General features: G+C 59.3%; 25 protein-coding genes. 11 read left to right on the top strand and 14 right to left on the bottom strand.

From position 1 onward, the window contains the following. Positions 1 to 134 precede the first annotated feature (134 nt). The 6 genes from AC1MEE_RS00185 (at position 135) to AC1MEE_RS00160 (ending at position 6,793) form a co-directional block, all read left to right on the top strand. Positions 135 to 1,910, top strand: a complete 1,776-nt coding sequence (locus AC1MEE_RS00185; protein ID WP_480413128.1) for an ATP-binding protein — start codon at positions 135 to 137, stop codon at positions 1,908 to 1,910. Between the two features lie 6 nt (positions 1,911 to 1,916). Further along, positions 1,917 to 3,254 (top strand): sigma-54-dependent transcriptional regulator, encoded by a 1,338-nt coding sequence (locus AC1MEE_RS00180; protein ID WP_480413127.1) that lies wholly within the window; start codon positions 1,917 to 1,919, stop codon positions 3,252 to 3,254. 176 nt (positions 3,255 to 3,430) lie between these two features. Then, positions 3,431 to 4,753, top strand: a complete 1,323-nt coding sequence (locus AC1MEE_RS00175) for an MFS transporter (RefSeq protein ID WP_480413126.1) — start codon at positions 3,431 to 3,433, stop codon at positions 4,751 to 4,753. A 229-nt stretch (positions 4,754 to 4,982) separates the two neighbouring features. After that, positions 4,983 to 5,375 carry a hypothetical protein gene (locus tag AC1MEE_RS00170; RefSeq protein ID WP_480413125.1) on the top strand — a complete coding sequence of 131 codons (393 nt, stop codon included), beginning with the start codon at positions 4,983 to 4,985 and terminating at the stop codon, positions 5,373 to 5,375. 265 nt (positions 5,376 to 5,640) lie between these two features. Further along, positions 5,641 to 6,033 carry a hypothetical protein gene (locus AC1MEE_RS00165; protein ID WP_480413124.1) on the top strand — a complete coding sequence of 131 codons (393 nt, stop codon included), beginning with the start codon at positions 5,641 to 5,643 and terminating at the stop codon, positions 6,031 to 6,033. A gap of 136 nt (positions 6,034 to 6,169) precedes the next feature. Further along, positions 6,170 to 6,793 (top strand): flavin reductase family protein, encoded by a 624-nt coding sequence (locus tag AC1MEE_RS00160; RefSeq protein WP_480413123.1) that lies wholly within the window; start codon positions 6,170 to 6,172, stop codon positions 6,791 to 6,793. A 6-nt stretch (positions 6,794 to 6,799) separates the two neighbouring features. On the opposite strand, the gene AC1MEE_RS00155 is transcribed toward AC1MEE_RS00160, so the two are convergent. Together AC1MEE_RS00155 and AC1MEE_RS00150 are read right to left on the bottom strand one after the other, a co-directional pair. Then, positions 6,800 to 7,030 carry a hypothetical protein gene (locus tag AC1MEE_RS00155; protein ID WP_480413122.1) on the bottom strand — a complete coding sequence of 77 codons (231 nt, stop codon included), beginning with the start codon at positions 7,028 to 7,030 and terminating at the stop codon, positions 6,800 to 6,802. 441 nt (positions 7,031 to 7,471) lie between these two features. Beyond that, positions 7,472 to 7,825, bottom strand: coding sequence for a putative quinol monooxygenase (locus AC1MEE_RS00150; protein ID WP_480413121.1), 354 nt, complete (start codon positions 7,823 to 7,825; stop codon positions 7,472 to 7,474). A 347-nt stretch (positions 7,826 to 8,172) separates the two neighbouring features. Here AC1MEE_RS00150 and AC1MEE_RS00145 point away from each other — a divergent pair, with 347 nt between their 5' ends. Beyond that, positions 8,173 to 9,102 (top strand): AraC family transcriptional regulator, encoded by a 930-nt coding sequence (locus AC1MEE_RS00145; protein ID WP_480413120.1) that lies wholly within the window; start codon positions 8,173 to 8,175, stop codon positions 9,100 to 9,102. Between the two features lie 28 nt (positions 9,103 to 9,130). Here the strand turns inward: AC1MEE_RS00145 and AC1MEE_RS00140 are convergent, their stop codons facing one another. The 6 genes from AC1MEE_RS00140 to AC1MEE_RS00115 all read right to left on the bottom strand — a co-directional run bounded on the left by AC1MEE_RS00140 (position 9,131) and on the right by AC1MEE_RS00115 (position 16,538). Next, the gene (locus AC1MEE_RS00140) at positions 9,131 to 10,186 is read right to left on the bottom strand and encodes an ABC transporter ATP-binding protein (protein ID WP_480413119.1); all 1,056 of its coding nucleotides are present in this window, start codon (positions 10,184 to 10,186) and stop codon (positions 9,131 to 9,133) included. 19 nt (positions 10,187 to 10,205) lie between these two features. Next, positions 10,206 to 11,063, bottom strand: coding sequence for an ABC transporter permease (locus tag AC1MEE_RS00135; protein WP_480413118.1), 858 nt, complete (start codon positions 11,061 to 11,063; stop codon positions 10,206 to 10,208). Continuing rightward, on the bottom strand, positions 11,060 to 11,971 hold the full coding sequence (locus AC1MEE_RS00130; protein ID WP_480413117.1) for an ABC transporter permease: 912 nt from the start codon (positions 11,969 to 11,971) through the stop codon (positions 11,060 to 11,062). The genes AC1MEE_RS00135 and AC1MEE_RS00130 overlap by 4 nt, the downstream gene beginning before the upstream one ends. 150 nt (positions 11,972 to 12,121) lie before the next feature. Continuing rightward, complete coding sequence (locus AC1MEE_RS00125) at positions 12,122 to 13,225, bottom strand: ABC transporter substrate-binding protein (RefSeq protein WP_480413116.1); 1,104 nt, start codon at positions 13,223 to 13,225, stop codon at positions 12,122 to 12,124. A gap of 236 nt (positions 13,226 to 13,461) precedes the next feature. Next, positions 13,462 to 14,904, bottom strand: a complete 1,443-nt coding sequence (locus tag AC1MEE_RS00120) for an aldehyde dehydrogenase family protein (protein WP_480413115.1) — start codon at positions 14,902 to 14,904, stop codon at positions 13,462 to 13,464. Beyond that, a complete protein-coding gene (locus AC1MEE_RS00115) occupies positions 14,898 to 16,538 on the bottom strand; it encodes a 5-guanidino-2-oxopentanoate decarboxylase (RefSeq protein ID WP_480416387.1) in 1,641 nt (546 codons plus the stop codon). Before AC1MEE_RS00115 ends, AC1MEE_RS00120 begins: the two co-directional genes overlap by 7 nt. A 160-nt stretch (positions 16,539 to 16,698) precedes the next feature. On the opposite strand from AC1MEE_RS00115, the gene AC1MEE_RS00110 reads away from it, so the two are divergent. Then, a complete protein-coding gene (locus AC1MEE_RS00110; protein ID WP_480413114.1) occupies positions 16,699 to 17,589 on the top strand; it encodes a LysR substrate-binding domain-containing protein in 891 nt (296 codons plus the stop codon). 20 nt (positions 17,590 to 17,609) lie between these two features. On the opposite strand, the gene AC1MEE_RS00105 is transcribed toward AC1MEE_RS00110, so the two are convergent. Both AC1MEE_RS00105 and AC1MEE_RS00100 read right to left on the bottom strand, forming a co-directional pair. Beyond that, positions 17,610 to 18,224, bottom strand: coding sequence for an NAD(P)-dependent oxidoreductase (locus AC1MEE_RS00105; protein WP_480413113.1), 615 nt, complete (start codon positions 18,222 to 18,224; stop codon positions 17,610 to 17,612). Positions 18,225 to 18,289: 65 nt separating this feature from the next. After that, on the bottom strand, positions 18,290 to 19,174 hold the full coding sequence (locus AC1MEE_RS00100) for an MBL fold metallo-hydrolase (protein WP_480413112.1): 885 nt from the start codon (positions 19,172 to 19,174) through the stop codon (positions 18,290 to 18,292). A gap of 103 nt (positions 19,175 to 19,277) precedes the next feature. Between AC1MEE_RS00100 and AC1MEE_RS00095 the strand changes: the two genes are divergently transcribed. Then, positions 19,278 to 20,183 carry a LysR family transcriptional regulator gene (locus AC1MEE_RS00095; RefSeq protein WP_480413111.1) on the top strand — a complete coding sequence of 302 codons (906 nt, stop codon included), beginning with the start codon at positions 19,278 to 19,280 and terminating at the stop codon, positions 20,181 to 20,183. A 146-nt stretch (positions 20,184 to 20,329) separates the two neighbouring features. Here the strand turns inward: AC1MEE_RS00095 and AC1MEE_RS00090 are convergent, their stop codons facing one another. After that, complete coding sequence (locus tag AC1MEE_RS00090; RefSeq protein WP_480413110.1) at positions 20,330 to 20,644, bottom strand: helix-turn-helix domain-containing protein; 315 nt, start codon at positions 20,642 to 20,644, stop codon at positions 20,330 to 20,332. Positions 20,645 to 20,874: 230 nt separating this feature from the next. On the opposite strand from AC1MEE_RS00090, the gene AC1MEE_RS00085 reads away from it, so the two are divergent. Continuing rightward, positions 20,875 to 21,054, top strand: a complete 180-nt coding sequence (locus AC1MEE_RS00085; RefSeq protein WP_480413109.1) for a hypothetical protein — start codon at positions 20,875 to 20,877, stop codon at positions 21,052 to 21,054. 117 nt (positions 21,055 to 21,171) lie between these two features. Further along, entirely contained in the window at positions 21,172 to 22,683 is a 1,512-nt protein-coding gene (locus AC1MEE_RS00080) for an MDR family MFS transporter (protein ID WP_480413108.1), read from the top strand. Between the two features lie 66 nt (positions 22,684 to 22,749). Here the strand turns inward: AC1MEE_RS00080 and AC1MEE_RS00075 are convergent, their stop codons facing one another. From AC1MEE_RS00075 to AC1MEE_RS00065, 3 genes are all read right to left on the bottom strand, one after another. Beyond that, a complete protein-coding gene (locus tag AC1MEE_RS00075; RefSeq protein WP_480413107.1) occupies positions 22,750 to 23,598 on the bottom strand; it encodes a cache domain-containing protein in 849 nt (282 codons plus the stop codon). A 289-nt stretch (positions 23,599 to 23,887) separates the two neighbouring features. Next, the gene (locus AC1MEE_RS00070; protein WP_480413106.1) at positions 23,888 to 24,520 is read right to left on the bottom strand and encodes a CoA transferase subunit B; all 633 of its coding nucleotides are present in this window, start codon (positions 24,518 to 24,520) and stop codon (positions 23,888 to 23,890) included. Positions 24,521 to 24,522: 2 nt separating this feature from the next. After that, positions 24,523 to 25,221, bottom strand: a complete 699-nt coding sequence (locus tag AC1MEE_RS00065; protein ID WP_480413105.1) for a CoA transferase subunit A — start codon at positions 25,219 to 25,221, stop codon at positions 24,523 to 24,525. Positions 25,222 to 25,290 lie beyond the last annotated feature (69 nt).

Genomic DNA, 25,290 nt, shown 5'->3' with positions numbered 1-25,290 from the left:
TTCGGGACCGCGTCGCATTCTTCGCAGGCAGGCCTGCTCCCACAGTAGATTGCATTCCCCTGTGGGAGTACCTCACCACTCTCAGTCCGGCAGCATGCTAAGGTGCCTGCCGGTTCATTTTTGCTTTCGCCATCATGCCTTTCACCTCCCGCCCCTTTCGTCTGTCTATTTATGTGCTGCTGATCCTGGCCGGCGCGGTGTTGGCGGCTGTGCTGGCGATACGTCAGACCGAACGTCATGCCTTGGCCGACGACGCCGTGCGAGCCAGCGGGCAGTTGGCCTTGTATGGCAACACGCTGCACACGCTGATCGAACGCTATCGCGCCTTGCCCGCCGTGCTGGCGCTGGACCCTGAGCTGCGCTCGGCGCTGACCGGGCCCGTCAGCCCGAGCACCCAGGACGCGCTGAATCGCAAGCTGGAGAAGATCAACAGCGCGGCGCAGTCGTCGACTCTGGAACTGCTGGACCGCAACGGTTTGGCAATCGGCGCCAGTAACTGGCGTTTGCCCAGCAGCTACGTCGGTCATAACTACGGGTTTCGACCGTACTTCTTACAGACCAAGGCGCAGGGTGTCGGGCGCTTTTATGCGGTTGGCGTGACCAGTGGCATTCCCGGTTATTTTTTGTCCAACGCGGTGACCAACGACGCGGGCGAGTTTCTCGGCGCGATGGTGGTGAAGCTGGAGTTTCCCAATCTGGAGCGCGAATGGGGCCAGGGCAGTGATCTGCTGCTGGTCAGCGACGCCAAGGGCATCGTGTTCATCGCCAACCAGCCGGGCTGGCGTTTCCGCGAGTTACAGCCGATTTCCGCCAGTGATCGCGCCGAACTGGCCGCCACCCGCCAGTACGACAAAAACCCGCTGTCCCCCCTGCATAGCCAGGTGATTCGCGAGTTCGGCGACACCAGCCATCTGACCCGCGTCGAAGGCCCCGACGGTCCGGCGGACTTCCTGTGGGAGTCGCTGCCATTGACCGCCGAAGGCTGGACCTTGCATCTGTTGCGTAACCCGCTGGTACCCGCCGAAGACACGCGCAATGCCGCCCTGGCTGCGGCTGGCACCTGGCTGACACTGGTGTTTCTGGGGCTATTCCTTTATCAGCGCTGGCGCTTGGCGCGCTTGCGTCAACGCAGCCGTGAAGAACTGGAGCAACTGGTCGAAGAACGCACTCGCGACCTGCGCACGGCTCAGGACGGGTTAGTGCAGTCGGCCAAACTGGCGGCGTTGGGGCAGATGTCCGCTGCGCTGGCCCACGAAATCAATCAGCCGCTGACCGCGCAACGCATGCAACTGGCCAGCCTGCGCCTGTTGCTCGATCACGGCCGCGTCGATGATGCCTATCAGGCACTGACCCCGCTCGATCAGCAACTCACGCGCATGGCCGCGCTGACCGGGCACTTGAAAACCTTCGCCCGCAAAAGCCCCAGCGGCTTGCGTGAGCGGCTGGATCTCGCGGCTGTGGTCGATCAGGCGTTGCTGTTGCTCGAACCTCGGCTGCGTGATGAGCGCGTCAGCTTAGTCTTGCACCTGACCCGGCCCGCGTACGTGCGCGGTGATGCGATCCGTCTGGAGCAGGTGCTGATCAATCTGCTGCGCAATGCGCTGGATGCCATGCGCGACAAACCGCTCAAGCGTCTGGAAGTGCGTATCGATGCCGAGCCGCATCCACGCGCCCCCCTTTCACGGCAGTGGCGGCTGACCGTCGGCGACAGCGGTGGCGGCATTGCGCAAGAACATCTGGCCAACGTCTTCGACCCGTTCTTCACCACCAAACCGGTCGGTGATGGCCTCGGACTGGGGCTGGCGGTGTCTTACGCCATCGTTCACGAATCGGGCGGAAAGCTGTGCGTCGACAATCATGGCGATGGCGCGCGGTTCACGCTTATTCTGCCCACTGACCCGGAGGCCTGATCCTACATGCTGAACTCTGTAATTGTGGTCGATGACGAAGCCAGCATTCGTGAAGCGGTGCAGCAATGGCTGTCGCTTTCGGGTTTTAGCGTGCAACTGCACAACCGCGCCGAGGATTGCCTGGCCACCCTGCCCGAGCATTTCCCCGGTGTGATCCTCAGCGATGTGCGTATGCCGGGGATGAGCGGCCTGGCGTTTCTGGCCCGATTGCAAACCCTCGACCCGGACTTGCCGGTGATTCTGCTGACGGGCCATGGCGATGTGCCGATGGCGGTGGACGCCATGCGCGACGGCGCCTACGACTTTCTGGAGAAACCCTTCAGCCCGGAAACACTGATGAGCAGCCTGCGTCGGGCGCTGGAGAAACGGCAACTGGTCCTGGAAAATCGTCGTCTGCACGAGCAAGCCGACGCCAAGGCCCGGCTGGACGCGATCCTCCTCGGCGTCGCGCCCAGTCTGCAAACCTTGCGCCGACAAGTGCTGGAGCTGTCGCAACTGCCGGTCAACGTGGTGATTCGCGGCGAAACGGGCAGCGGCAAAGAACTGGTCGCACGCTGCCTGCATGACTTCGGTCCTCGAGCCGGCAAACCCTTTGTCGCGCTCAATTGCGCGGCGATCCCGGAGCAACTGTTCGAAGCCGAGCTGTTCGGCCATGAAAGCGGCGCGTTCACCGGCGCGCAGGGCAAACGCGTGGGAAAGCTGGAATACGCCGACGGCGGTACGTTGTTTCTCGATGAGATCGAAAGCATGCCGTTGGCCCAGCAAGTCAAACTGCTGCGCGTTCTGCAGGAGCAACGCCTCGAACGGCTGGGCTCGAACCAGAGCATCAACGTCGATATCCGGATTATCGCCGCGACCAAACCGGATCTGCTGGAGGAAGCGCGGGCCGGGCGCTTTCGCGAAGACCTGGCGTATCGCCTGAACGTCGCTGAACTGCGTTTGCCGCCGTTGCGCGAGCGCCGGGAAGACATTCCGCTGCTGTTCGGCCATTTCGCCCGCACGGCGGCCGAACGCCTGGGCCGCAAAGCGCCGGTATTGAGCGGCGCGCAATTGAGCCATCTGCTTAGCCATGACTGGCCGGGCAATGTCCGGGAGTTGGCCAACGCGGCGGAACGTCAGGTGCTGGGGCTGAGCCAGGCAGAGCCTGCGGCCCTTGAATCAGGACAGTCCCTGGCCGCGCAGCAAGAGGCGTTCGAAGCCCATTGTCTGCGTGCGGCCCTGACCCGGCACAAGGGTGACATCAAGGCCGTCCTCCAGGAACTGCAACTACCGCGCAGAACCCTCAACGAGAAGATGCAGCGCCACGGTCTGCAACGGGAAATGTTCCTGCAGGGCATGGAATAACCCGCCCCATCGGCAATTTTCCGCTTATCGAAATCAGGGCAATGAGCGGATTTTCGCCTAAAAAACCCCTGCAACCCCTCTAGATCAGCCATCAGCGGCCTGGCACAGGTCCTGCTATAGGACTGCCAGGCTGCGTTTGTGCGCGCCACTAAAAACAATGACTTAAAGGATCCGTGATGGACATCCCCAATTCCCTGTCTAAAGGGTCGGCTGACGCGCCGGCAAAAGAAAAGACCACCAGCAACCGCCTGAAGTCGATATTCAGTGGTTCGGTCGGCAACATGGTCGAGTGGTACGACTGGTACGTCTACGCCGCCTTCTCACTGTACTTCGCCAAATCGTTCTTCCCCCAGGGCGACACCACCGCACAACTGCTCAACACCGCTGCGATCTTCGCCGTGGGCTTTTTGATGCGCCCGATCGGCGGCTGGCTGATGGGCATATACGCCGACCGCAAGGGGCGCAAAGCCGCGCTGATGGCGTCCGTGCTGTTGATGTGCTTCGGTTCGTTGATCATCGCCCTGACGCCCAGTTACGAAATCATCGGCGTCGGCGCACCGGTTCTGCTGGTATTCGCCCGCCTGTTGCAGGGTTTGTCGGTGGGTGGCGAATATGGCACCTCGGCGACTTACCTGAGCGAGATGGCGTCCAAGGAACGTCGCGGCTTCTTCTCCAGCTTCCAATACGTCACGCTGATTTCCGGCCAGCTCATCGCGCTGGGGGTGCTGATTGTGTTGCAGCAAACCCTGTCCACTGAACAACTGTACGCATGGGGCTGGCGTATTCCATTCGTCATCGGCGCGCTGTGTGCCGTGGTCGCGCTATACCTGCGTCGCGGGATGGAAGAAACCGCGTCGTTCACCCAGAAGAAAGAAAAGCCAAAAGAAAGCCTGATGCGCACCTTGATGCGTCATCCAAAGGAGTTGATGACCGTGGTCGGCCTGACCATGGGCGGCACCCTGGCCTTCTATACCTACACCACCTATATGCAGAAGTATCTGGTGAACACCGTCGGCATGAGCATTACCGACTCCACCACCATTTCAGCGGCGACGCTGTTTCTGTTCATGTGCCTGCAACCGCTGGTAGGTGCGCTGTCGGATAAAGTCGGGCGGCGTCCGATCCTGATTGCGTTTGGTGTGCTGGGTACGCTGTGCACGGTGCCGATCCTGACCACCTTGCACACCGTCCAGACCTGGTGGGGTGCGTTCTTTCTGATCATGGCAGCGCTGATCATTGTCAGCGGTTACACCTCGATCAACGCCGTGGTAAAGGCCGAGCTGTTCCCCACCGAAATTCGCGCGCTGGGCGTGGGTCTGCCTTACGCGCTGACCGTTTCGATCTTCGGCGGCACCGCTGAATACATCGCGTTGTGGTTCAAAAGCATCGGCATGGAGACGGGCTACTACTGGTACGTCACAGCCTGTATCGCCGTTTCGCTGCTGGTCTACGTGTTCATGAAGGACACCCGCAAGCATTCGCGGATCGAGACCGACTGATGTCGACTACCGATTACTGATCGGAATCAAGCAGAAAAAAAGGGGCGACCACTTCAAGTGGCCGCCCCTTTTTCGCTTGGAGCCTTCGTAAGTGCCTGAATGGGCGACTCTTTTGCACTATCAATTTCAGCGATGATCGCTAGCAATCCGATTGACTTCTTAATCAAATCGAGCGGCGTAGGATTCGCTCCATACCCACTTACAACCCAAACATCTCGGAGCACACAGCATGAAAACTTCAAAACTGATCTTCGGCCTGGCGTTTTCGGTATTGGCCAGTACCACGTTCGCTCTCCCTGCTTTCGCTGAAAATGGTTCCGCTCACACTAACGCTACTCACGTTGCTTCTGACGGTTCTGATCACACTGGTGCTAACCGTGTTGCTGCTGATGGCTCTGACCACATAGGTGCATATCATGTTGCTGCTGATGGCTCTGATCACGTCGGTGCAAACCGCGTTGCTGCTGATGGTGCTGACCACGTTCGCGCTAACCGGGTTGCTGCTGACGGCGCTGATCACGTGGGCGCTAAAGGCATAGCTGCTGATGGTGCTGACCGCGTTGGTGCAAATCGCGTAGCCGCCGATGGTGCTGATCACGTTGGTGCCAGTCGCCTGAGCTAACACCTCCCACTGCCCCTTCCAGCCCGGCTTTTGCCGGGCTTAATTTTGCGCCACGGAAAAGTTCAACCTTTAACACGCCCCCCGCCGCAAAGGGATTTATCAGCACCAAGTAACAACGCTAACAAACTGATTCGTATAGATAATTATGCACTATCAATTTTGACGATAATCGATAGCACCCCTATTGAATTCTTAATCAAACTGAGGCGCGTAAAATTCAGTCCATAGCCACTTACAACCTATCAACTATTTCGGAGCAACCATTATGAAAACTTCAAAACTGATTGTCGGCCTGGCTTTCTCGGTACTGGCCAGCGGCACTTTCGCCCTTCCAGCGTTTGCAGAAAATGGTTCGGCTCACACTAGCGCTACCCATGTCGCTGCTGATGGTGCCGATCGCGTCGGTGCTAACCGTGTTACCTCTGATGGTGCCGACCGCGTCGGTGCAAACCGTGTCACCTCTGATGGTGCCGACCGCGTTGGTGCGAACCGTGTTACCTCTGATGGTGCCGACCGCGTCGGTGCAAACCGTGTCGCCTCTGATGGTGCCGACCGCGTTGGTGCGAACCGTGTTACTTCTGACGGTGCCGACCGCGTCGGTGCAAACCGCGTTACCTCTGATGGTGCCGACCGCGTCGGGGCGAACCGCACTAGCTAACACCTCACACTGCCCCTTCCAGCCCGGCTTTGGCCGGGCTTAATTTTGCGCGGCATGAAAGTCTGGAAACCACAGTCGATGCCTTGCACTATGACAACCTACATCTCAAGCAGCTGTTGTTATCAGGAAGCCCGCCATGTCAGACGACATTCATTTCTATGAACCTTCTCAAGGGCATGGCCTGCCCCATGACCCGTTCAATGCCATCGTCGGTCCGCGTCCTATCGGCTGGATTTCGTCCCAGGATGCCCAGGGCAAGTTGAATCTGGCGCCTTACAGTTTCTTTAACGGCTTCAACTACGTTCCGCCGATTATTGGCTTTAGCAGTATTGGTCGCAAGGACAGCCTGAATAACATCGAACAGACGGGTGAGTTCGTCTGGAATCTGGCGACCCGCTCATTGGCTGAGGCAATGAATCAGAGCTGCGCAACCGTCCCGCCGGATGTCGATGAGTTCGAACTGGCAAATCTGACCCCAGCGGCGTCGCGCATCGTCAAAGTGCCGCGCGTGCTGGAGACGCCGGTGTCGTTCGAATGCAAGGTCACGCAGATCGTGCAGTTGCAGCGCGCGAACAAGGAGTTGGTGCCGACTTGGCTGGTACTTGGCGAAGTAGTGGCGGTGCATATTGCCAAGTCGATGTTGAAAGACGGCATCTATGACACCGCGGCCGCCGAGCATATTTTGCGGGGGGGCGGCCCGGCCGATTACTTTCAGCTGGGCCCGGAATCACTGTTCAAGATGTACCGCCCCAGAAGTTAAGCCGGGTTAAAACACCAACTCACCCTCCGCATCGACATCGACCAGACTCGCCAGTACTTCAGTCGCGGCCTGGTCGGCGTCATGCGCAGTCTTGAACTTCTGCCCATCCAGCACACGATGAAAACGTGGTGCGCCACCCGCGCCATGGGCCTTGACGGCAATCGCTGCACTGTAGCCGCCCTCACCCGGCATGACTGCGGAAACTGCCTCGACGTCTTTGAATTCTTTACGTGCCATGCCGCTTGTCCTGTCTGTTGATGGAAAACGTGGCAATTCTAAACCGATTGAATTTTTGTTGTCTGACGGGCCGCTTTCGCGAATGAATTCGCTCCCACAGGGGATCTGTGTCGGGCACAAAAACTGTGGGAGCAGGCTTGCCTGCGAAGAGGCCAGTCGGGAAAAGAAGAGCGTCATGACTGCGGAATATTGTGCCTGATTCAGCGTTTTCGCAGGCAAGCCTGCCCACAAAGGGACTGATTTTATTTTTCGCGCTCTTTGAAAAATCAATCTGTCCCTGGCCTCAGCTCTCTACCTTAGCTCCCGACCTCAACATCGGGGGACGGATTAATTTTCGATGAAGCGCTGAAAACAAATCAGTCCCCTACACCCGATATCGACCGAGCCCTATGCTTGCGAGTTGCCCCGCAACATAGAGACATAGCCCCCACAGATTCGGACTCAGCCCGCCAGCGTGTGCAACGGTTGCTGATGGTCAATCTCGGCCTGAGCGGCGCTCACCTGTTTGAAGGTATGAAAATCCAGGCTGCTGACCACCAACTCCTGCACCACGTCGGCGAAAACGCCTAACTCCGGTGTCGAGAAGTAGGCATTCATCTCCTGCTCGCTGGACCACAGGCCCGACACCAGCCACAAATCCGGGTCGCACATCGATTGCTGCAAGGCAAAATGCACGCAACCCGGTGCCTTCAATGCAGGTTCGATCAGGCTGCTCAAGCGCACGCCCAAGTGTGCGCTGCAACCGGTTCTGGCGCGGGCAAAGGCAAGATGACTCACGTGGCCTGGATTGGGCATGGTCTGCACTCCTGAGGTGAACAGCTTTGTACGGGATGCCGTGCGGCTCGCTACAGGACCAGAGATTAGGGCCCTGGGCAATTTCCCGTTAGCCGATTTCTGCCGGGTTCTTGCCTATTGCTGCGCCAGGGTGTTTGCTCCCAGCGTTGCACGTGACGCCAAACGGGTGGGTTGCGATGGACCATCGAGCAAGTTCAGGACGGCGCAAGGGCAGTTTTTTACCTGCTCAGGCACGCGCAGACAGAATCAGGCAAACATTGAGCAGGATCCAGGTAGCGTTTTTTCTTGCACAAAAATAGGCTGTGCCCATCCAGCCTGTACCGGTGAACCATCAGAGGATTCAAGGCATGTCGCAAAATGAGAGCCCCCGCGCTCAGATGGACGACGAAATGGAAAAGCAGCGCGCCGAGCTGGCCGATATCATTCGACGCTTTGCACCTGAAGATGGCGTGTTCCCCACCACCGTTCCTCAGTTGCACATGGTGTGCCACGACCGCCCGCTGCAGTCGATACCAACGCTGGTACAACCGGCACTGTGCGTCCTCGCCCAAGGCAGCAAGGATGTACGCCTGGGTGACGAAAACTTTACCTATGACCCGCTGAATTATCTGGTGGTGTCAGTCGCTATGCCGATCAGTGGCTGCATCTACCACGCCACACCAGAGAACCCGAACCTGGCGCTGCGCCTGGATATCGACCCGGCACACATCAACGCCCTGATCGCCGAAGCCGGCCCCATGAGCGTGCCGACCCGCCCAAGCGGGCGCGGGCTGTATGTCGAGCGCGTTGATTCGCAACTGCTCGATGCGGTGCTGCGCCTGGCGCGCTTGCTGTCCACTCCGAAAGACATCGCCATGCTCGCACCGCTGATTCAGCGTGAAATCCTTTATCGCTTGCTGCGTAGCCCAGAGGGTCATCGGTTGTATGAAATTGCCATTTCAAACAGTCAGACCCATCGCGTTACCCAGGCAGTCAAATGGCTCAACAGCCACTACGAGCAACCTTTACGTATCGAAGATCTGGCGCGCGAAGTGAATCTCAGTGTGTCGACGCTGCACCATTGCTTCAAATCGGTGACGGCCATGAGCCCCCTGCAGTATCAAAAACAGCTGCGATTGCAGGAGGCACGACGGTTGATGCTGGCCGACGGACTGGACGCGTCAGCGGCGGGATATCGGGTCGGCTATGAAAGCCCTTCGCAGTTCAGTCGCGAATACAGCCGGCTGTTCGGCGCACCGCCCTCGCGCGACCTGGCTCGGTTGCGCAAGAGCGTTTGATACGGCCCCTGTGTTCAGAGGCAAGCGCTTAGGCCGTCAGTACCCGACAGGCTTCGGAGGGAATGGTAATCGACACCGGATGGCCGATGCCCAGACCGAAGCACTGGTTCGGCGTACTCAACGCGGTGAGCGAAACCCCGGCGCAATTGATGGTGGTTTCGATGGTCGCGCCGATATCGCGAACGAAGGTCACAGTGCCCAGCAGCCGATTGCCGGCAGTCGGCAACGGCGGCGACAGTTGTAGATCCTCTGGACGCACCAGCATCTTGATCTTCGCACCCGCCTGGATGCTGTTGCAGATCGGCACGTCCAGCGCTTCACCGCCAGGCAATCCGACTTGCCCATTACCCAGCGCGGTGGCCGGAAAAATATTGCCCGAGCCGATAAAGTCGGCGACGAACTCGTTGGCCGGGTTGCGATAGATTTCAATCGGCGTGCCGACCTGCTGCACACGATTCTGACCCAGCACCACAACGATATCGGCCATAGTCATGGCTTCGCGCTGATCGTGGGTGACCAGAATAGTGGTGATGTTCAGCCGTTGTTGCAGTTGGCGGATTTCCACCTGCATCGATTCGCGCAACTTGGCATCGAGTGCCGACAAGGGCTCATCCAGCAACAGTAGTTTCGGGTGCGAAGCAATCGCCCGGGCAATCGCCACGCGCTGGCGCTGACCGCCCGAAAGCTTGGCCACTGGTCGGTTGACCATTTGCTGCAACTGGATCAACTCCAGCAATTCTTTAACCCGCGCGTGTTGATCGGCTTTGCTCACCCCGCGCAACTTCAACGGATACGCAATGTTTTCCCCCACTGTCATGTGTGGGAACAGCGCCAGCGACTGGAACACCATACCGAAATTGCGCTCATGCGCCGGGGTATGGCTGACGTCTTCGCCATCGAGGCGAATTTCGCCGTTGCTCAAGGTTTCCAGGCCAGCAATCATGCGCAACAAGGTGGTTTTGCCGCAGCCCGAAGGGCCGAGAAAGCACACCAATTTGCCTTCCGGCAGGTGCAAATTGACGTCCGTTACCGCGCAGGCCGAGCCGTAGTATTTCTCGACGTTTTCCAGCATTAATCCGGTCATGTGTCTAAACCTCAAAAAATCAGAACGAAACGCCACCTTCACCAACCAGCTTCTCCAACGCCCAAATCAGGACGAAGTCGATCAGCACGATCAGCACGGCAAACGAGAAAACAGTTGGGTCCAGCGATGACACGGTGCGGCTGTACATCCAGATCGGCACGGTCATCACGTCGATGTTGTAAAGGAAGTAGGTCACGGTGAACTCGTTGAACGAGACGATAAACGCCAGCAACATCCCGGCGAGAATCCCCGACTTCATCAAGGGTACGACCACATCAAAAATTGCCCGTGTCGGTGAGGCACCGAGCATTTGCGCCGCTTCCTCGACCTCGGTGCCGATGGACATCATCGCCGCCGTGCAGTTTTTCACCACGAATGGTAGGGCCAGAATCACGTGAGCGATGACCAGGCGCGAGGTATTCATCTGAAACGGCAGGCTGTCGAACACCAGCAGCAACGCCAGGCCGAGTACCACCATGGGGAATACCAGCGGCAGCGACATCAATTGCAACGCTACAGCCTTGCCGCGAAATTCGCAGCGCGTCAGTGCATAGGACGCAGGCACCGCGACCAGAGTCGCCAGCACCATGGTCAGACACGCGACCCACAAGCTGGTGGTCATGGCTTTGCCGAGGCTCAGCACATCACTGGCATCCGGCGAAGCGAAGGTGTGCCAGGCGGCCTTGTACCACTGCAGGCTGTAGCTGCTGGGCGGGAAGTCCAGGTTCGAGGCACCACTGAACGACATGACGATCATGGTCAGAATCGGCAGCACCGCCAGCAACAGAATGAAACCGGAGAGAACGCCAGCGAAACGGCCAGTGTCTCCGGGCAGGATCGGTTGAAAGCTGAAACGGCTTTTCGAGGAACTGCTCATTGCGAAGCCTCCAGTAGACGGCGACGACGGCCGGTGAAGTATTCGGAAAGGGTCATGATCGCTAGGGTTGTCACGATCAACACCACGCCGGCAGCCGAGGCCGCGGGCCAGTTCATCAGCGGCGCAATCTGGTCATGGACCATCACTGCCAGCATCGGCACCCGCCGACCGCCGAGCAGCAACGGCACGACAAAGCTGCTGGCGTTGTAGGCGAACACCAAGGTGGCGCCGGTAATGATGCCGGGCAGGCTCATCGGCAATACCACTTGGCGAAACACTTGAAAACGGCTGGCGCCCAAGGTGGCGGCGGCTTCTTCGTAGCTGCGCGAAACACCCCGCATAGCGCTGGCAATCGGCAACACCGCCAACGGGAAGGCCGTCTGCACCAGGCCCATCAAAACGCCATTCTGGTTGTAGAGCATCATCACCGGACGAGTGATGATACCCAGCCCCATCAGCGCCTGATTGAGCATGCCGCCCGGGCCGAGAATCACCAGCCAGCCATAGCTTTGCAGCAGCAGGTTGACCAGCAGCGGCAACAGTACGGCGGCCAGGAATACACGTCGCAACAGTGGCGACTGCAAGCGCGACATGGTGTAACCCACCGGTATCGCCAGCACCACCGCGACCAGCGCGCTGATCAAGGCCAGGCGCAAGGTCAGCAGTAATGATTTCAGGTAATAGGGTTCAGCCAGTTGCGCGTAGCTTGCAAGGCTGAAGCCGGTCCATTCGGCGCCCTTGGTGCCGACGCTCATGCGCAATACCAGCAAGCTGGCGGCGATAAGTACGGCAAGAAACAACATCGATGGCGAGAGGAAAAGCCAAGCGCGTGCTGTAGGGGAAATCGTTGTTTTAGCCCGACGTGGCAGGGTCACGACGACCGAGCCGGTCAAAGGTTGGTGTTCCATGGTGTTGATCTCGTTGGAGAGATGGATTCAGCATGGCGAGTGCTGCGCACTCGATCGCGGGCAAGCCCGCTCCTACAGAGAACTGTGTAAATCCTGTAGGAGCTGGCTTGCCTGCGATAAGGTCCGAAGGACCTTCCGATTCAGCGCAAATCAGGAAGAGAAGATTTCCGTGTAACGACGGATCCACTGATCGTGAACGGTGGCCAGGAACGCGTTGTCGTGCATGATCGCTTTGTCGGCAATCTGCTCCGGCGTCAGGATATACGGGCTCTTGCGCGCTTCTGCCGAGATGATCGCCCTGGCGTTGACCGGGCCGTTGAAGATGTCTTCAGCCATCTTGCCCTGTACCAGTGGGTCCAGAGAGTGGTTGATGAAGGCATAGGCCAGATCGGTATCGCCTGGACGGTTTTTCGGCATGACCGACTGCATCAAGTCAGTGTAGAAACCTTCTTTCATCCCGAATGTAGCGCCCAGACCGTAGGCCGGATCGCGAATCTGTTTCGGGAAGAACGCCGGGGCGTAGAGGCCACCCATGTCCAGCGAGCCCGTGCGGAACAACTCGGCGATCTGGTTCGGATTCTCGCCCAGGGTCACTACACGATCCTTGAGCTCTGCCAGTTTCTTGAAGCCGGGCTCAATGTTGTGCTCGTCACCACCCGCCAGTTTGGCGGCGATGATGATCAGGTCCATGGCCTCGGTCCAGTTCGGCGGCGGCAGGAAGATGTTCGGTGCCATGTCCTTGTCCCACAGCGCGGCGTAGCTGTTCGGCGCCTCTTTTACAGTGCGGGTGCTGTAGATCAGGCTGTTGCACCAGAGCAGGTAACCGATGCCGTGACCGTTGGCGCCGGTGCGGTATTTCTCCGGGACGTCGACGATGTTGGGAATGCGGTTGAGGTCAGGTTTTTCCAGCAGACCGGCTGCGGCCAGACCTTCTGCACCGACACCGGCGAGGGTGATGATGTCGTACTGCGGACGATCGCCACCGGCCTTGAGCTTGGCGACCATTTCCGAGGTGCTGCCGGTACGGTCAGCAATGACCTTGGCGCCGGTTTTGGCCTCGAAGGTTGCTGCGATATTGCGCAACGCCGCCAGACCGGTGTCATCGGACCAGGTGAGCAAGCGCAGGGTTTTGCCCTGGAACTTGGTGTCGCTGGCACTTGCCCGGATAAAGGGCATGGACATCGCTGCGGCGGCGACCGATGCGACGCCAACCGTCTTGATGAATTGCCTTCTGTTCAGATCGTGGTCGCCCATGGCGGACTCCTTTTGTTCTTCTAAGAGTGAGGGTTGATCGCATCTTCGCCTCAGGCTGAGTGCGCTCGTGGATCCAGCTGCAGCGCCCGTAAACCGGGGGTTTGGCTGAGTCGACAGCGTCATCCTGAGGCGGGGCCGAAGTCGCAACAATCGAAAGTTTGTCATCGAAGCCATGTGTCAAACGCATGCCTCGAAAGGAGGCATGCGTGAGCCATTCCTGGGCTATAAGGCGGCTATCAAACGGCGCGGATGACGTGCTTTATTTCCTGGAAAGCCTGCAGACCCCATGGCCCCAACTCGCGACCGATACTGCTCTGCTTGTAACCGCCCCAGGCGGCCTGCGGGAATATCACTTGCGGTGCGTTGATCCACACCAGTCCGGCCTGCAGGGCATTGGCGACACGATCGGCAGCGCCAGCATCGCGACTGACCACGCTGGCCACCAGACCGAATTCGCTGTCGTTGGCCAACGCGATGGCCTCGGCTTCAGTGGCGAAACGGCGCACGCACAGCACCGGGCCAAAGATCTCCTCACGCCACAACGCACTGTCCAGGGGCACGTCGGTGAAAACCGTCGGCCGTAAAAAATATCCGTTCGGTAGATTGGCAGGCCGTTCACCACCACATACCAGCCGCGCACCCGCGCTCACACCGCACACAATATGGCCGAGCACCCGTTGGTATTGCGCCTTATTGACCAGTGCGCCCATCTCGACGTCGGGCTCGAAGGGATCGGCCACGCGGATGGCGTCGGCACGCGCCTTGAGCCGTTCGAGAAAAGCATCAGCCAGCTCTTCGGCAACCAACACACGGCTGGTGGCCGAACACATCTGCCCGGCATTGAAGAAGCCACCACCACTGGCCAGTTCCACTGCCAGGTCCAGATCGGCATCGGCGAGCACCAGCAACGAGGACTTACCGCCAAGTTCCAGGCTGACGCCCTTGACGGTTTCGGCAGCGCGTTGCATGACCTGAACACCCACCGCGTTGCTGCCGGTGAACGAGATTTTCGCCACGTCAGGGTGCGCCGCCAACGGCGCACCGACCGCCAGCCCGGTGCCGCAGACCAGGTTGAACACCCCGGCTGGCAGGCCGCAGTGGGCGATGATGTCCGCCAGCTCCAGCTCCGGCAGTGGCGTGACTTCCGACGGTTTCAATACCACACAACAGCCGGCAGCCAAGGCCGGGGCCAGCTTCCAGGCGGTGGTGACCATCGGAAAATTCCACGGCACGATCAGCCCGACGACGCCACAGGGTTCACGACGTAAACGCGCCGCGAAGTCTTCGCTGGGCAATGACACCGCACTGTTCTGCTGCCCATCCAGCGCTTCGGCCAGACTGGCGTAATAGTCGAACGTGGCGATAACGTCATCGACATCGATCGCCGCCTCAAACAAGGGTTTACCGTTGTTGCGCGATTGCAGTTCGATCAAGCGCTCGCGACGCTCCTGCACACCGCTGACGATCTTGCGCAGCAACGCGCCACGGGCCGCGCCCGACGTCTGCGACCAGGCCGGGAATGCCAGACGCGCCGCTTGCACAGCGTGCTCGACCGCCGTGGCATCGCCGCCGGCAACCGTGGCCAGCGGCGCTTCGGTGGCCGGGTTGATTACTGTCAGCTCTTCACCGCCGGACAGCCATTGGCCGTCGATGTATAGGCCTGCTTGAATACTCAGCATGACTTCATCCCATTCATCCAGATCGTCTGGTCGATTTCGATCAGGGTCGGGCCCTGACGGTCGCCGGCCTTGCGCAGCGCCGCTTTCAGTTCCTCGACGCCAGCCACCGGCTCCGCCGCACAGCCCAGGGCTTTGGCGACACCGATAAAGTCAGGGGTATAAATGTCGACGCCCACCGGTTCGATCGAGCGATTGACCATGTATTTCTTGATCTCCTCGTAGCCCTGGTTATTCCACAGCAGGACGATGATCGGCGTGCGTGCTTCCACGGCGCTGGCCAGTTCCGAGAGGGTGAATTGCAAACCGCCGTCGCCGATCAGGCACACCACCGCACCACGGGCGCTGGGCTCAGAAGCACGGCCCAACCAGGCACCCACTGCGGCGGGCAAGGCGTAGCCAAGGGTGCCGTAGCCGGTCGACGAGTTGAACCAGCGACGTGGTTGCTCCAGGTTGAGGGTCAGGTTGCCGGTATACACCGGCTGGGTAGAATCGCCGACGAACACGGCATCGGGCAGCACATCGAGAACGGCCTGCAAGAAACAGGTCTGCCCGCGCGTGGCTTCGTCCCACGTAGTTTCCAGGGTTTCGCGCAACGCGGCGGCACGTTTGTGGCCCCAGTCGGCGCGGCGTGCGGCCAGTTCTTGCCCGGCCAGCGCAGCCAGCAAGGCTTGCGCCGCAGTGTCGGCGTCGGAGACCAATGCAACCCGCGGTGCATAGTTGCGCACGGTTTGATCGGGATCGATGTCGATGCGCAGCAACGCACCAGGGATTTCAAAACCACCGGCGAAGGTGATGTCGTAGTCGGTTTCAGCCAGTTCGGTGCCGATGGCCAACACCACGTCGGCTTCGGCGACCAGCGCGCGAGTCGCCACCAGCGATTGGGTCGAACCGATCAACAGCGGATGACGTGAGGGCAGCATGCCTTTGGCGTTGATGGTTAGCGCTACCGGAGCGTCCAACTGTTCGGCAAGCTTTGTCAGCGCAGGTGCAGCATCGATGGCGCCGCCACCGGCCAGGATCAATGGACGTTTGGCAGCGGCCAGCAGGCTGGCCATTTGCGCGATGGCGGCAGGCGCGGCACCGGCACGGCTGACACTGACCGGTTCGCTGGTGAGCAAGGCGTCGGCGTTTTCCACCAATACGTCGAGAGGGATCTCGATGTGCACCGGGCGCGGGCGACCGGCCTGGAACAGCGAGAATGCGCGAGCCAGCACTGCTGGCAGTTCCGCCGCCGACATCAGGGTGTGGGAAAACGCGGCAACGCCTGCGACTAGATTGCTCTGCGATGGCAGCTCATGCAATTTACCGCGCCCGCCGCCCAGCTGGCTGCGCGACTGCACGCTGGAAATCACCAGCATCGGAATCGAGTCGGCATAGGCCTGGCCCATGGCCGTGGTGATATTGGTCATGCCTGGACCAGTGATGATGAAACACACACCCGGCTTGCCACTGGTGCGTGCATAACCGTCGGCCATGAAACCGGCGCCTTGCTCATGGCGTGGCGTGACATGGTTGATCGATGAGCGTGCGAGCCCGCGATACAGCTCGACGGTATGCACACCCGGGATGCCGAAGACCTGCTCGACGCCGTAGCCCTCGAGCAATTTGACCAATACTTCGCCGCACGTTGCCATGTTCATCCGCCTTTCTTATATTCGGGAACTGCACGATATCCCGGCGCTCAGGGCTGCGGAACAAGGTACAGATGAGGTGTAATTGGAACCGTCCTGCCGTAGCTGTGACAAGGCAAAAAATGTCATGCTAGGCATGTCCTCCATTCATGCCTGAGCGCCCATGAAACGTCTGCCGCCCCTGCCTGCCCTGCATACTTTCCTGATTACGGCCCAGTGCTGCAATTTCACGCGAGCCGCAGAACTGCTGCACATTACCCAAGGCGCCGTGAGCCGACAGATTTCAGGGCTGGAAAGCCATCTGGGGTATTCGTTGTTCCAGCGCCAGGCGCGCGGCCTGAGCCTGACGACGCAGGGGCGCGAGCTGTTTCCACGGATTCAGAAAGTGTTTTCACTGATCGACGAAGCGGTCGAGCAAGTCGGCGCGAAACGCGAAACCCTGCAACTCAAGGCCCCGACCTGCGTGATGCGGTGGCTGCTGCCGCGTTTGTTGCAGTGGCAAAAAGAGCGCCCGGATGTACCGGTCGAATTGACTACCACCGTGCAGCATGCGGTGGACTTCCGCCGCGAAGAGTTCGATGCCGCCGTGGTATATGGCGCACCGCCCGCCAACTCTGTATCGGCGCACCATTTGTTCGATGAACAGCTGACGCCGGTCTGCTCCCAGCAACTGTTGGCCGGCCCGAACCCGCTCAAGTCTCTGGCCGATCTGGAACAGCACATGTTGCTGCACCCGACCCGCGACCAGCGCGACTGGGAAACCTGGCTCAAGGCTGCAGGAGCCACCGTGTGCAATATCGGCAAGGGCCAGCATTTCGACACGCTGGACCTGGCCATGTCCGTCGCCTCCCAGGGGACAGGCGTCGCCATTGGCGATTGGGCCTTGATCGGTGAGGACCTGTGCGCCGGACGGCTGGTGGCGCCCTTCGATCTCAAAGTGCGCACCGGTGCCGCTTATTACCTGGTGTACCCCGAGCGCTCCGACCCATCGCCGCAGTTACGCGAACTCATCGATTGGTTGCTCACCCAGGCAGCCGAACGCGCCAATCAATGAATGCTCGTGATAACAGAAGCTCAATAACCGACCGTAAAACGCTGGCGTGAGTGTGTGTGTTGCTCGACTTCATCGAGCATGGCAATGGCGTAGTCGGCAAAACTGATTGAGCTTTTGCCGTCGGCATTGACCAGCAAATCGTCGTTACCCTGGCGAAATGAGCCGGTGCGCTCACCTTCAACGAACAATGCCGAGGGCGAGAGGAAGGTCCAGTCCAGGGACTTCTCCTGACGCAATACGTCCAAAAACGCTGCCCCGGCAGTCGCTTCGGTTTTGTATTCCTCCGGAAAATCGGGCGTATCGATCACCCGCAGACCAGGCGCAACGAACAGACTGCCGGCCCCGCCCACCACCAACAATCGGGGAACACCAGCCTGTTTCACAGGGCCGATAGTTGCACTGGCGGAGATGCTGGAGAAATGCACCGCACTGATCACCACGTCATGCCCGGCCACCGCTTCCGCGTACGCCTTGGCATCACTGACATCCAGATTCTTGCTGACCACGCCCTTACGCCCCGCCAGCGATGATGTATCGCGGGCAATGGCCGTCACGCTGTGACCACGGCGCAGGGCTTCCTCCAACAGTTGGCTTCCAGCACGGCCGGTGGCACCGACAATTGCGATCTTGCTCATGATGGTTCTCCGAAGGTAATACATAGGTTAGGGATTGAAGCGTTATGGAATAACAGGTGACGCGCTTACCACTGCATTTCGCCCTTGGCGACTTTGGCGCTGAGTTCCAACGAGGACTCCTCACCCAGGTTCGGGTAGCGTTTTTTCATGGCCGCGATCAGCTCGGCTGCGTTGCCCGCTTTGGCAGTTTCCTCATCGAAAGCCTTGATGTAGCCCGCCGTGAACTGCACGGCGGCCAAGGAGCGAGCGCTGTCACCCAGATAGTGGCCGGGCACGATGCTGAGCGGCTTGAGGTCGGCGATGCGCTGCAGGGTATTGAGCCATTCAAGATGGGACTGCGGCGCTTGCGTATCAGCCATCCACACATGGATGTTTTCAGCGACCACCACGCCGCCCACCACCGCCTTGATCGAGGGAATCCAGACGAAGCTGCGATCCGGCTGCTGGCCATCCAGGCCGACGACTTCCAGTTTCTGCCCTTCCAGCGTCAAGCTGTGGCCGGTCAACACCTGCGGGAGGATGAGCTTGCCTGGCACGTCTGCCCCCATTTTCGGCCCCCAGAACGCCAACTTGCCGGCCATGGTTTTCTCGATATGCGCCACCGTCGGCGCCGAAGCCAGCACCTTGACCTTGGGGAAGGCAGCGGTGATGGTTTCCAGACCAAAGTAATAATCCGGGTCGCCATGGCTGATGTAGATCGTGGTCAGTTTCTTGCCGCTGGCGCGAATTTTCTCGACGACCTGTAGGGCCTGAGCCTTGCCGAATTGCGCATCGACCAGAATCGCCTCGTGCTTGCCACTGACCAGTACCGAGGAGACCGGGAAGATCGCCTGGGTTCCAGGATTGTAGACGTCCAGTGTCAGGGTGGGCTCGCTGGCAGCAGCGTGGGCGACCAGACCCAAGGTGACACTGGCCAGTAGCAAACGGCGCAGGGCGGAAAAACCAATCATTTAAAGCTCCGGGGGTGAATAAGAATGAACAGAGCTTAGTTGCGTAACTCAGTACAAAAAATGCGATGCTTGGACATAGTTTGTTTCTGAAATCGGGCAAATCATGGATCGTCTAATCGCAATGCGGGTGTTCGTCACGGTGGTGGATCTGGGCAGCCAGTCGGCAGCGGCGGACCATTTGGACATGTCGCGGCCGGTGATTTCGCGTTATCTGGCCGAGCTGGAAGATTGGGTCGGCGCACGGCTGATGCACCGCACCACCCGCAAGCTCAGCCTGACCGCGGCCGGTAACGAAACCCTGCCGCGCTGCCGGCAATTGCTGGAACTGTCAGCCGATATGCAGGCGGCCGTCAGCATTCCGTCCGATGCATTACGCGGCGCGTTACGCATCGGCGTCAGCACCTCCTTCGGTCACGCACAAATGGCCGATGCGCTCAGTGACTTCGTCAAACTGCACCCCGGCGTGAGTATTGATATGCAGTCGCTGGACCGCACGGTGAATCTGGTGGATGAACGCATCGATCTGGCGATTCGCGCCACCAATGACCTGGACCCGAACCTGATCGCCCGACGTCTGACCGTCTGTCGCTCGGCGGTCTGCGCTTCACCGGGCTATCTGCGCGAACATCCGGCGCCGCAGCGGGTGGAAGACCTCAGCGATCATAACTGCCTGACGCACTCCTATTTCGGCACGAAACTGTGGCATTTCGAGCAGTATGGCGAGCAGGTCGCCGTGCCCATCCACGGCAATATCAGCTCCAACGAATCCACCGCCCTTATGCGCGCAGCCATGGCAGGCACTGGGGTGGTGATGCTGCCGACCTACATGGCCAGCCCGTTCCTGCGCAATGGTGAGCTGATCCGACTATTGCCCGATGCCCGACCACGGGACCTGACCCTGTATGCGGTGTACGCCTCGCGCAAGCACATGCCCGCCACCTTGCGCAGCCTGCTGGATTTCCTCGCCAAGCGGTTCGAGGCCGAGCCCGAATGGGACAAGGGCATCTGAGCAGAATGCGCCAGCCCTATCAGGCCAGATGCAAAAAGCCCGGCGCTGGGCCGCAATGCTGTTCACTTAAGGAAAAACGCCGCTTCTCCCTTAATGGGAAAGCGGCGTTTTTCCTAGGTAAGTCTGGAAGTCGAAAACTACCGGCCTCAAACAGACTTCAGGCGCCCGACCATATCTGGAAACTGACTGACCAGCTTGATCAGCAAAGCTGCCTGAGCGTTTGGCTTTGACTTCTTCTGCTCCCAGTTCTTTAGCGTGTCAGCGCTGGTACGAATGCACTGCGCAAAAACAGGCTGAGACATCTGCAGCTTATGCCGAAGGCTTACAATTTCTTCTGCGGACACGGACGGTGCAGGCAAGCTTTCGACTTCGTACTGGCGGAGGGTTATCTTGCCTTCACGCTGAGCAGACATGTCGCTTATGCCCTGCATCATCTCGTTAAAAAGATCGCGCTTTTTCATTTTGCACCTCGTTTTTTTCAGCTCTGCATCTGAGGTCGTGGTTTCAAAGAAGACTGTTTTTATCGAAAAAAAATATACGCATATTGCTTATACCTTAGCAAGCAACCGCTTAAACCACCCTGATACTCAAGACGGGAATTTACCTTGAGCCCGTACACATCAAGCATCTTGTCCTACAATCACCTCAGTCCTTTTAAAACGCGCTTTTAACTCGGATCGAGGCAGGCAGCATGACCACCATAATAAGAAAGTCCCTGATCGTACTCTCAGTCGCTGTCGTCATTGCGCTCTACGCCGCAGGAGCCTATCGCATCGAGATGGCCCGGCAAGCCCCGCGCTTGGTGGCGATGTGCAACGCGGACCACTGCGCGCCGCAAGACGCCACCTTTGCCGGTCTGAGTTTAAAGTAGCCGTTATCCTCTCAAGCATGCATACGAGCCTATCGAATAGCTTGCTATCGGATTAAACTGACCAGCTTCTTCCTGCCGATATTTGCGGCGGGTTTTCACTGCTAGTTGGGCGCTCCCTTGACCAGTCTCAGCCAACCTAAACCGGCGATCCGCAGCGTGTTGTTCGCGCTGATGATGGCGGTTTTTCTCAGTGCGCTGGATCAGACCATTGTCGCGGTCTCGATGCCGGCGATCTCCGCACAGTTCCATGATTTCGACCTGCTCGCCTGGGTGATCTCCGCCTACATGGTGGCGCTGACGGTTGCCGTGCCGATCTACGGCAAATTGGGTGATTTGTACGGTCGTCGCCGCCTGATGCTGTTCGGCCTGGGTCTGTTTACGCTGGCATCACTGTTCTGCGGCATGGCCCAGAGCATGGAGCAATTGGTGTTGGCGCGGATCATCCAGGGCATCGGCGCGGGCGGCATGGTGTCGGTCAGCCAGGCGATCATCGGCGACATCGTCCCCCCTCGCGAACGCGGGCGCTATCAGGGTTATTTCAGCGGCATGTATGCCGTGGCGAGCGTCGCAGGTCCCGTGTTGGGTGGCTTAATGACCGAATACCTGTCCTGGCGCTGGGTGTTTCTGATCAACCTGCCGCTGGGCCTGAGCGCCTGGTGGTTCGCGCGACGGACACTGATCGGCCTGCCGGTTCCGCAACGTACACCGATCATCGATTACCTGGGTACGGTGCTGATGATCGTCGGCTTGAGCGCGCTGCTGTTGGGTGTCACCGACATCGGTCAAGGACATGGCTGGCGCGACAGTGAAGTGCTTGGCCTGCTTGGCGTGGCCCTGTTGGCGCTGGCCTCGTTCGTCTGGTACGAGCGCCGCGCGCGTGAACCGCTGCTGCCGATGCACCTGTTCGCCAACCGCAGTGCGGTGCTGTGCTGGTGCACGATTTTCTTCACCAGTTTCCAGGCGATCTCGCTGATCGTGCTAATGCCGCTACGGTTCCAGACAGTCACCGGGGGCGGCGCTGACGCGGCGGCCGTGCATCTGCTGCCGTTGGCCATCGGTATGCCCATGGGTGCCTATTTCGGCGGGCGCCGGACATCACTGACCGGGCGCTACAAACCGTTGGTTCTCGCCGGAGCGCTGATGGTGCCCTTCACGGTGCTGGGCATGGCCTACACCCCGCCGCAATCGATACTGCTCACCAGTATCTTCATGATGCTGACCGGTTTCGCCTGCGGCCTGCAATTTCCCACCTCGCTGGTTGGTACGCAAAACTCGGTCGCCCAGGAAGACATGGGCGTTGCCACCAGCACCACCAACCTGTTCCGTTCCTTGGGTGGTGCGGTGGGCATCGCACTGATGTCGGCGTTGCTGCTGGCGATGCTGCAAAGCTCCGGCATTGCGCAACTGAGCAGCGGATCAATGGGCGAAGGCAGTTCGGGCAACGTGTTGATGGACAGTCTGAATGTCGTCAGTGGCCCGGCTCAACAACTCCTGCGTAGCGAGCTGTTGCTGACATTCCGACATTTGCTGATGATCAGCGCGGGGATTTCACTGTTCGGTCTGGCCGCCGCCCTGGCGATGCCGAACAACCTGCTGCGCGGACGGGCACACAACGATAAGAGCGTCTGAAACGGCTTCGTCAGATCGAAGGCTCGCTGCGATCTGACGAAGCTGTTGGTCTGATACCGCTATCGATCAACGGCTGTAGTAACCCACCGCGACCAGATAGTGGCCGACCTTGCGTACATAGGTGTGTTTGTTCTCGACCTTACTGGTCACCGGGTTGCGCCAACGGTATTGGTATTCGCCCTCGTTGTGCTTTTTGATCAACGCCAGAATCGGCTCACCCACGGGCTTGCCGTCCGGGTCTTTGACCTTGCTGAAGTCAGTCTTGACCATCCGCAGATTGGTGCCGTGAGCCACATAACGCTGGTCGTTCAGATCGACCACGAACACATAAAGATCATCCTGAAGGAAGCCACCTTTCAAGCTGTTGATGCCGTTGAGGGTGCCCTTTTCATCCTTGACCAGTTCAGTAGAGGCTTTGTCCAGCAAGGCTTTGGCTTGCTCGGGCGACGCGCGGGGCAGGTAATAGCCGACCGCCAGGATGCGGTCAACAACGCGCTGGTAGTACACATGTTTGAGCTCGACCTTGCCGTCGCTCCAGTTCTGCCAGCGGTATTCGGCCTGCTGGATACCCTTGGCTTCTGGGGTTTTCAGAACGTCCTTGAACGCTTTCTGCAAATCCGGCCCCAGCGTTCCGGAGACGTTACGTCCGATCAGCACCGCGGAAGGCCCGCCACTGGCCAGCATCACACCCTTGGTGTTGACCACGAAGACATAGAGCTCACCATTGACGAACTCCCCCTGACGGCTGAACTCGGCAAACGCCTTATCGCCCCGCTCGTGATACCTGGCCAGCGCCTTGATCAGCAATGCCTTGGCCGCCGGCCCATCGTCGGCAGGTTCACCCGCCGCCCAAACCTGACCGAAGCACAGGCAAAACAGCCATCCCAATACCGCACTCTTTAGCAGCCCCCTCATTACCCACCCCCCACTCTTATTGATGTTGTCAGAGCTTAGACGGCTGCGCCCAAGTTGTAGGAAGCCCCGCGCTGTCGCGTAGCAAACTGGGTGTTGGTTCAACTTGAATCTGTGGGAGATTCTATGTTCCCAGGCAATACGCCGAACCCATAGGAGCTGCCGAAGGCTGCGATAAGGCCGGAACGGCCTTCAAAAATATCTGCATCTACGACCGGTTCCGTCGGACGCGACCCCGGGGTGATCGCAGCCTTCGGCAGCTCCTACAAGGATTTGTGCCCGGCATGAACCTTCAGTCAGTAATGACCTTGCAACCCGTGGCCTCTTGCAGCGCTTCCAGGCTCACGCCCGAAGCCAGCTCCACCAGTTTCAGACCCGCGTCAGTGACATCAAGCACCGCCAGGTCGGTGATGATCCGGTCTACCACGCCCACGCCGGTCAATGGCAGATCGCAGTGCTCCAGCAGTTTGTGGGTGCCACCCTTGGCCGTGTGTTCCATCAATACAACCACGCGTTTGACGCCTGCCACCAGGTCCATGGCGCCCCCCATGCCCTTGACCATCTTGCCGGGGATCATCCAGTTGGCCAGATCGCCCTTTTCCGAGACCTGCATGGCACCGAGAATAGACAGGTTGATGTGGCCGCCGCGGATCATGGCGAACGAGTCGGCGCTGTTGAAAAAACTGCTGCCGGGTAATGTGGTGATGGTCTGCTTGCCTGCGTTGATCAGGTCTGCGTCAACTTCATTGTCACGCGGGAACGGGCCGATGCCGAGCAGGCCGTTTTCACTTTGCAGCCAGACGTCCATGCCTTCGGGAATGTAGTTGGCGACCAGCGTCGGCAAACCGATACCGAGGTTGACGTAAAAACCGTCCTGCAATTCTTGGGCGGCGCGCTGCGCCATTTCTTCACGAGTCCAGGCCATGATCAGGCGCTCCGCACAGTGCGTTGTTCGATACGTTTTTCAGGTGTGGCGTTGAGGACCAGGCGCTGCACGTAAATCCCAGGCAGGTGAATCTGATCCGGTTCCAGTTCGCCGATTTCAACGATCTCCTCGACTTCGACCACGCAGACCTTCGCGGCCATGGCCGCCAGCGGGTTGAAGTTGCGCGCGGTCTTGTTGAACAGCAGGTTGCCGGACTTGTCCGCTTTCCAGGCTTTGACCAAGGCCACATCGGCGCGCAGGGAACGCTCCATCACGAACCACTCGCCATCGAACTCGCGGGTTTCCTTACCTTCGGCAACCAGGGTGCCGTAACCGGTCTTGGTGAAGAACGCCGGAATACCTGCGCCTCCGGCACGCAGTTTTTCCGCCAGCGTGCCTTGTGGCGTGAACTCCAGCTCCAGTTCACCCGCCAGATACTGACGCTCGAACTCTTTGTTCTCGCCCACATAAGAGGAGATCATTTTGCGGATCTGTCGGGTCGTAAGCAGTTGACCCAGGCCAAAACCGTCTACGCCGGCGTTATTGCTGATGACGGTCAATTCACGCTTGCCGCTATCACGCAGCGCAGCAATCAAGGATTCCGGGATGCCACACAGACCAAATCCTCCGACAGCCAGGGTCATGCCGTCTTCGACGAGCCCCTGCAAGGCTAATTCGGCGGTCGAGTAGATTTTATTCAATTGTCATTCCTCGAAGATCGCCACGCCCAGGTGTATCGCGGGGCGTTGGCATGGGTGTTCGGGTCAGGG

The sequence above is a fragment of the Pseudomonas sp. ASL3 genome, from assembly GCF_056680425.1.
Note: the sequence above shows the minus strand (reverse complement) of the source record. Positions and strands in the feature narration are given on the sequence as shown.

What these genes read in the sequence shown, in the direction of transcription:
- AC1MEE_RS00165 (WP_480413124.1), top strand. Translation starts at nt 5,641, where the DNA reads ATGAAAACTTCAAAACTGATTGTCGGCCTGGCTTTCTCGGTACTGGCC.
- AC1MEE_RS00120 (WP_480413115.1), bottom strand. Translation starts at nt 14,904, where the DNA reads ATGCTGAGTATTCAAGCAGGCCTATACATCGACGGCCAATGGCTGTCC.
- AC1MEE_RS00150 (WP_480413121.1), bottom strand. Translation starts at nt 7,825, where the DNA reads ATGCCCAATCCAGGCCACGTGAGTCATCTTGCCTTTGCCCGCGCCAGA.
- AC1MEE_RS00140 (WP_480413119.1), bottom strand. Translation starts at nt 10,186, where the DNA reads ATGACCGGATTAATGCTGGAAAACGTCGAGAAATACTACGGCTCGGCC.
- AC1MEE_RS00130 (WP_480413117.1), bottom strand. Translation starts at nt 11,971, where the DNA reads ATGGAACACCAACCTTTGACCGGCTCGGTCGTCGTGACCCTGCCACGT.
- AC1MEE_RS00160 (WP_480413123.1), top strand. Translation starts at nt 6,170, where the DNA reads ATGTCAGACGACATTCATTTCTATGAACCTTCTCAAGGGCATGGCCTG.
- AC1MEE_RS00105 (WP_480413113.1), bottom strand. Translation starts at nt 18,224, where the DNA reads ATGAGCAAGATCGCAATTGTCGGTGCCACCGGCCGTGCTGGAAGCCAA.
- AC1MEE_RS00115 (WP_480416387.1), bottom strand. Translation starts at nt 16,538, where the DNA reads ATGGCAACGTGCGGCGAAGTATTGGTCAAATTGCTCGAGGGCTACGGC.
- AC1MEE_RS00135 (WP_480413118.1), bottom strand. Translation starts at nt 11,063, where the DNA reads ATGAGCAGTTCCTCGAAAAGCCGTTTCAGCTTTCAACCGATCCTGCCC.
- AC1MEE_RS00180 (WP_480413127.1), top strand. Translation starts at nt 1,917, where the DNA reads ATGCTGAACTCTGTAATTGTGGTCGATGACGAAGCCAGCATTCGTGAA.
- AC1MEE_RS00175 (WP_480413126.1), top strand. Translation starts at nt 3,431, where the DNA reads ATGGACATCCCCAATTCCCTGTCTAAAGGGTCGGCTGACGCGCCGGCA.
- AC1MEE_RS00095 (WP_480413111.1), top strand. Translation starts at nt 19,278, where the DNA reads ATGGATCGTCTAATCGCAATGCGGGTGTTCGTCACGGTGGTGGATCTG.
- AC1MEE_RS00090 (WP_480413110.1), bottom strand. Translation starts at nt 20,644, where the DNA reads ATGAAAAAGCGCGATCTTTTTAACGAGATGATGCAGGGCATAAGCGAC.
- AC1MEE_RS00155 (WP_480413122.1), bottom strand. Translation starts at nt 7,030, where the DNA reads ATGGCACGTAAAGAATTCAAAGACGTCGAGGCAGTTTCCGCAGTCATG.
- AC1MEE_RS00100 (WP_480413112.1), bottom strand. Translation starts at nt 19,174, where the DNA reads ATGATTGGTTTTTCCGCCCTGCGCCGTTTGCTACTGGCCAGTGTCACC.
- AC1MEE_RS00125 (WP_480413116.1), bottom strand. Translation starts at nt 13,225, where the DNA reads ATGGGCGACCACGATCTGAACAGAAGGCAATTCATCAAGACGGTTGGC.
- AC1MEE_RS00070 (WP_480413106.1), bottom strand. Translation starts at nt 24,520, where the DNA reads ATGGCCTGGACTCGTGAAGAAATGGCGCAGCGCGCCGCCCAAGAATTG.
- AC1MEE_RS00145 (WP_480413120.1), top strand. Translation starts at nt 8,173, where the DNA reads ATGTCGCAAAATGAGAGCCCCCGCGCTCAGATGGACGACGAAATGGAA.
- AC1MEE_RS00110 (WP_480413114.1), top strand. Translation starts at nt 16,699, where the DNA reads ATGAAACGTCTGCCGCCCCTGCCTGCCCTGCATACTTTCCTGATTACG.
- AC1MEE_RS00075 (WP_480413107.1), bottom strand. Translation starts at nt 23,598, where the DNA reads ATGAGGGGGCTGCTAAAGAGTGCGGTATTGGGATGGCTGTTTTGCCTG.
- AC1MEE_RS00170 (WP_480413125.1), top strand. Translation starts at nt 4,983, where the DNA reads ATGAAAACTTCAAAACTGATCTTCGGCCTGGCGTTTTCGGTATTGGCC.
- AC1MEE_RS00085 (WP_480413109.1), top strand. Translation starts at nt 20,875, where the DNA reads ATGACCACCATAATAAGAAAGTCCCTGATCGTACTCTCAGTCGCTGTC.
- AC1MEE_RS00185 (WP_480413128.1), top strand. Translation starts at nt 135, where the DNA reads ATGCCTTTCACCTCCCGCCCCTTTCGTCTGTCTATTTATGTGCTGCTG.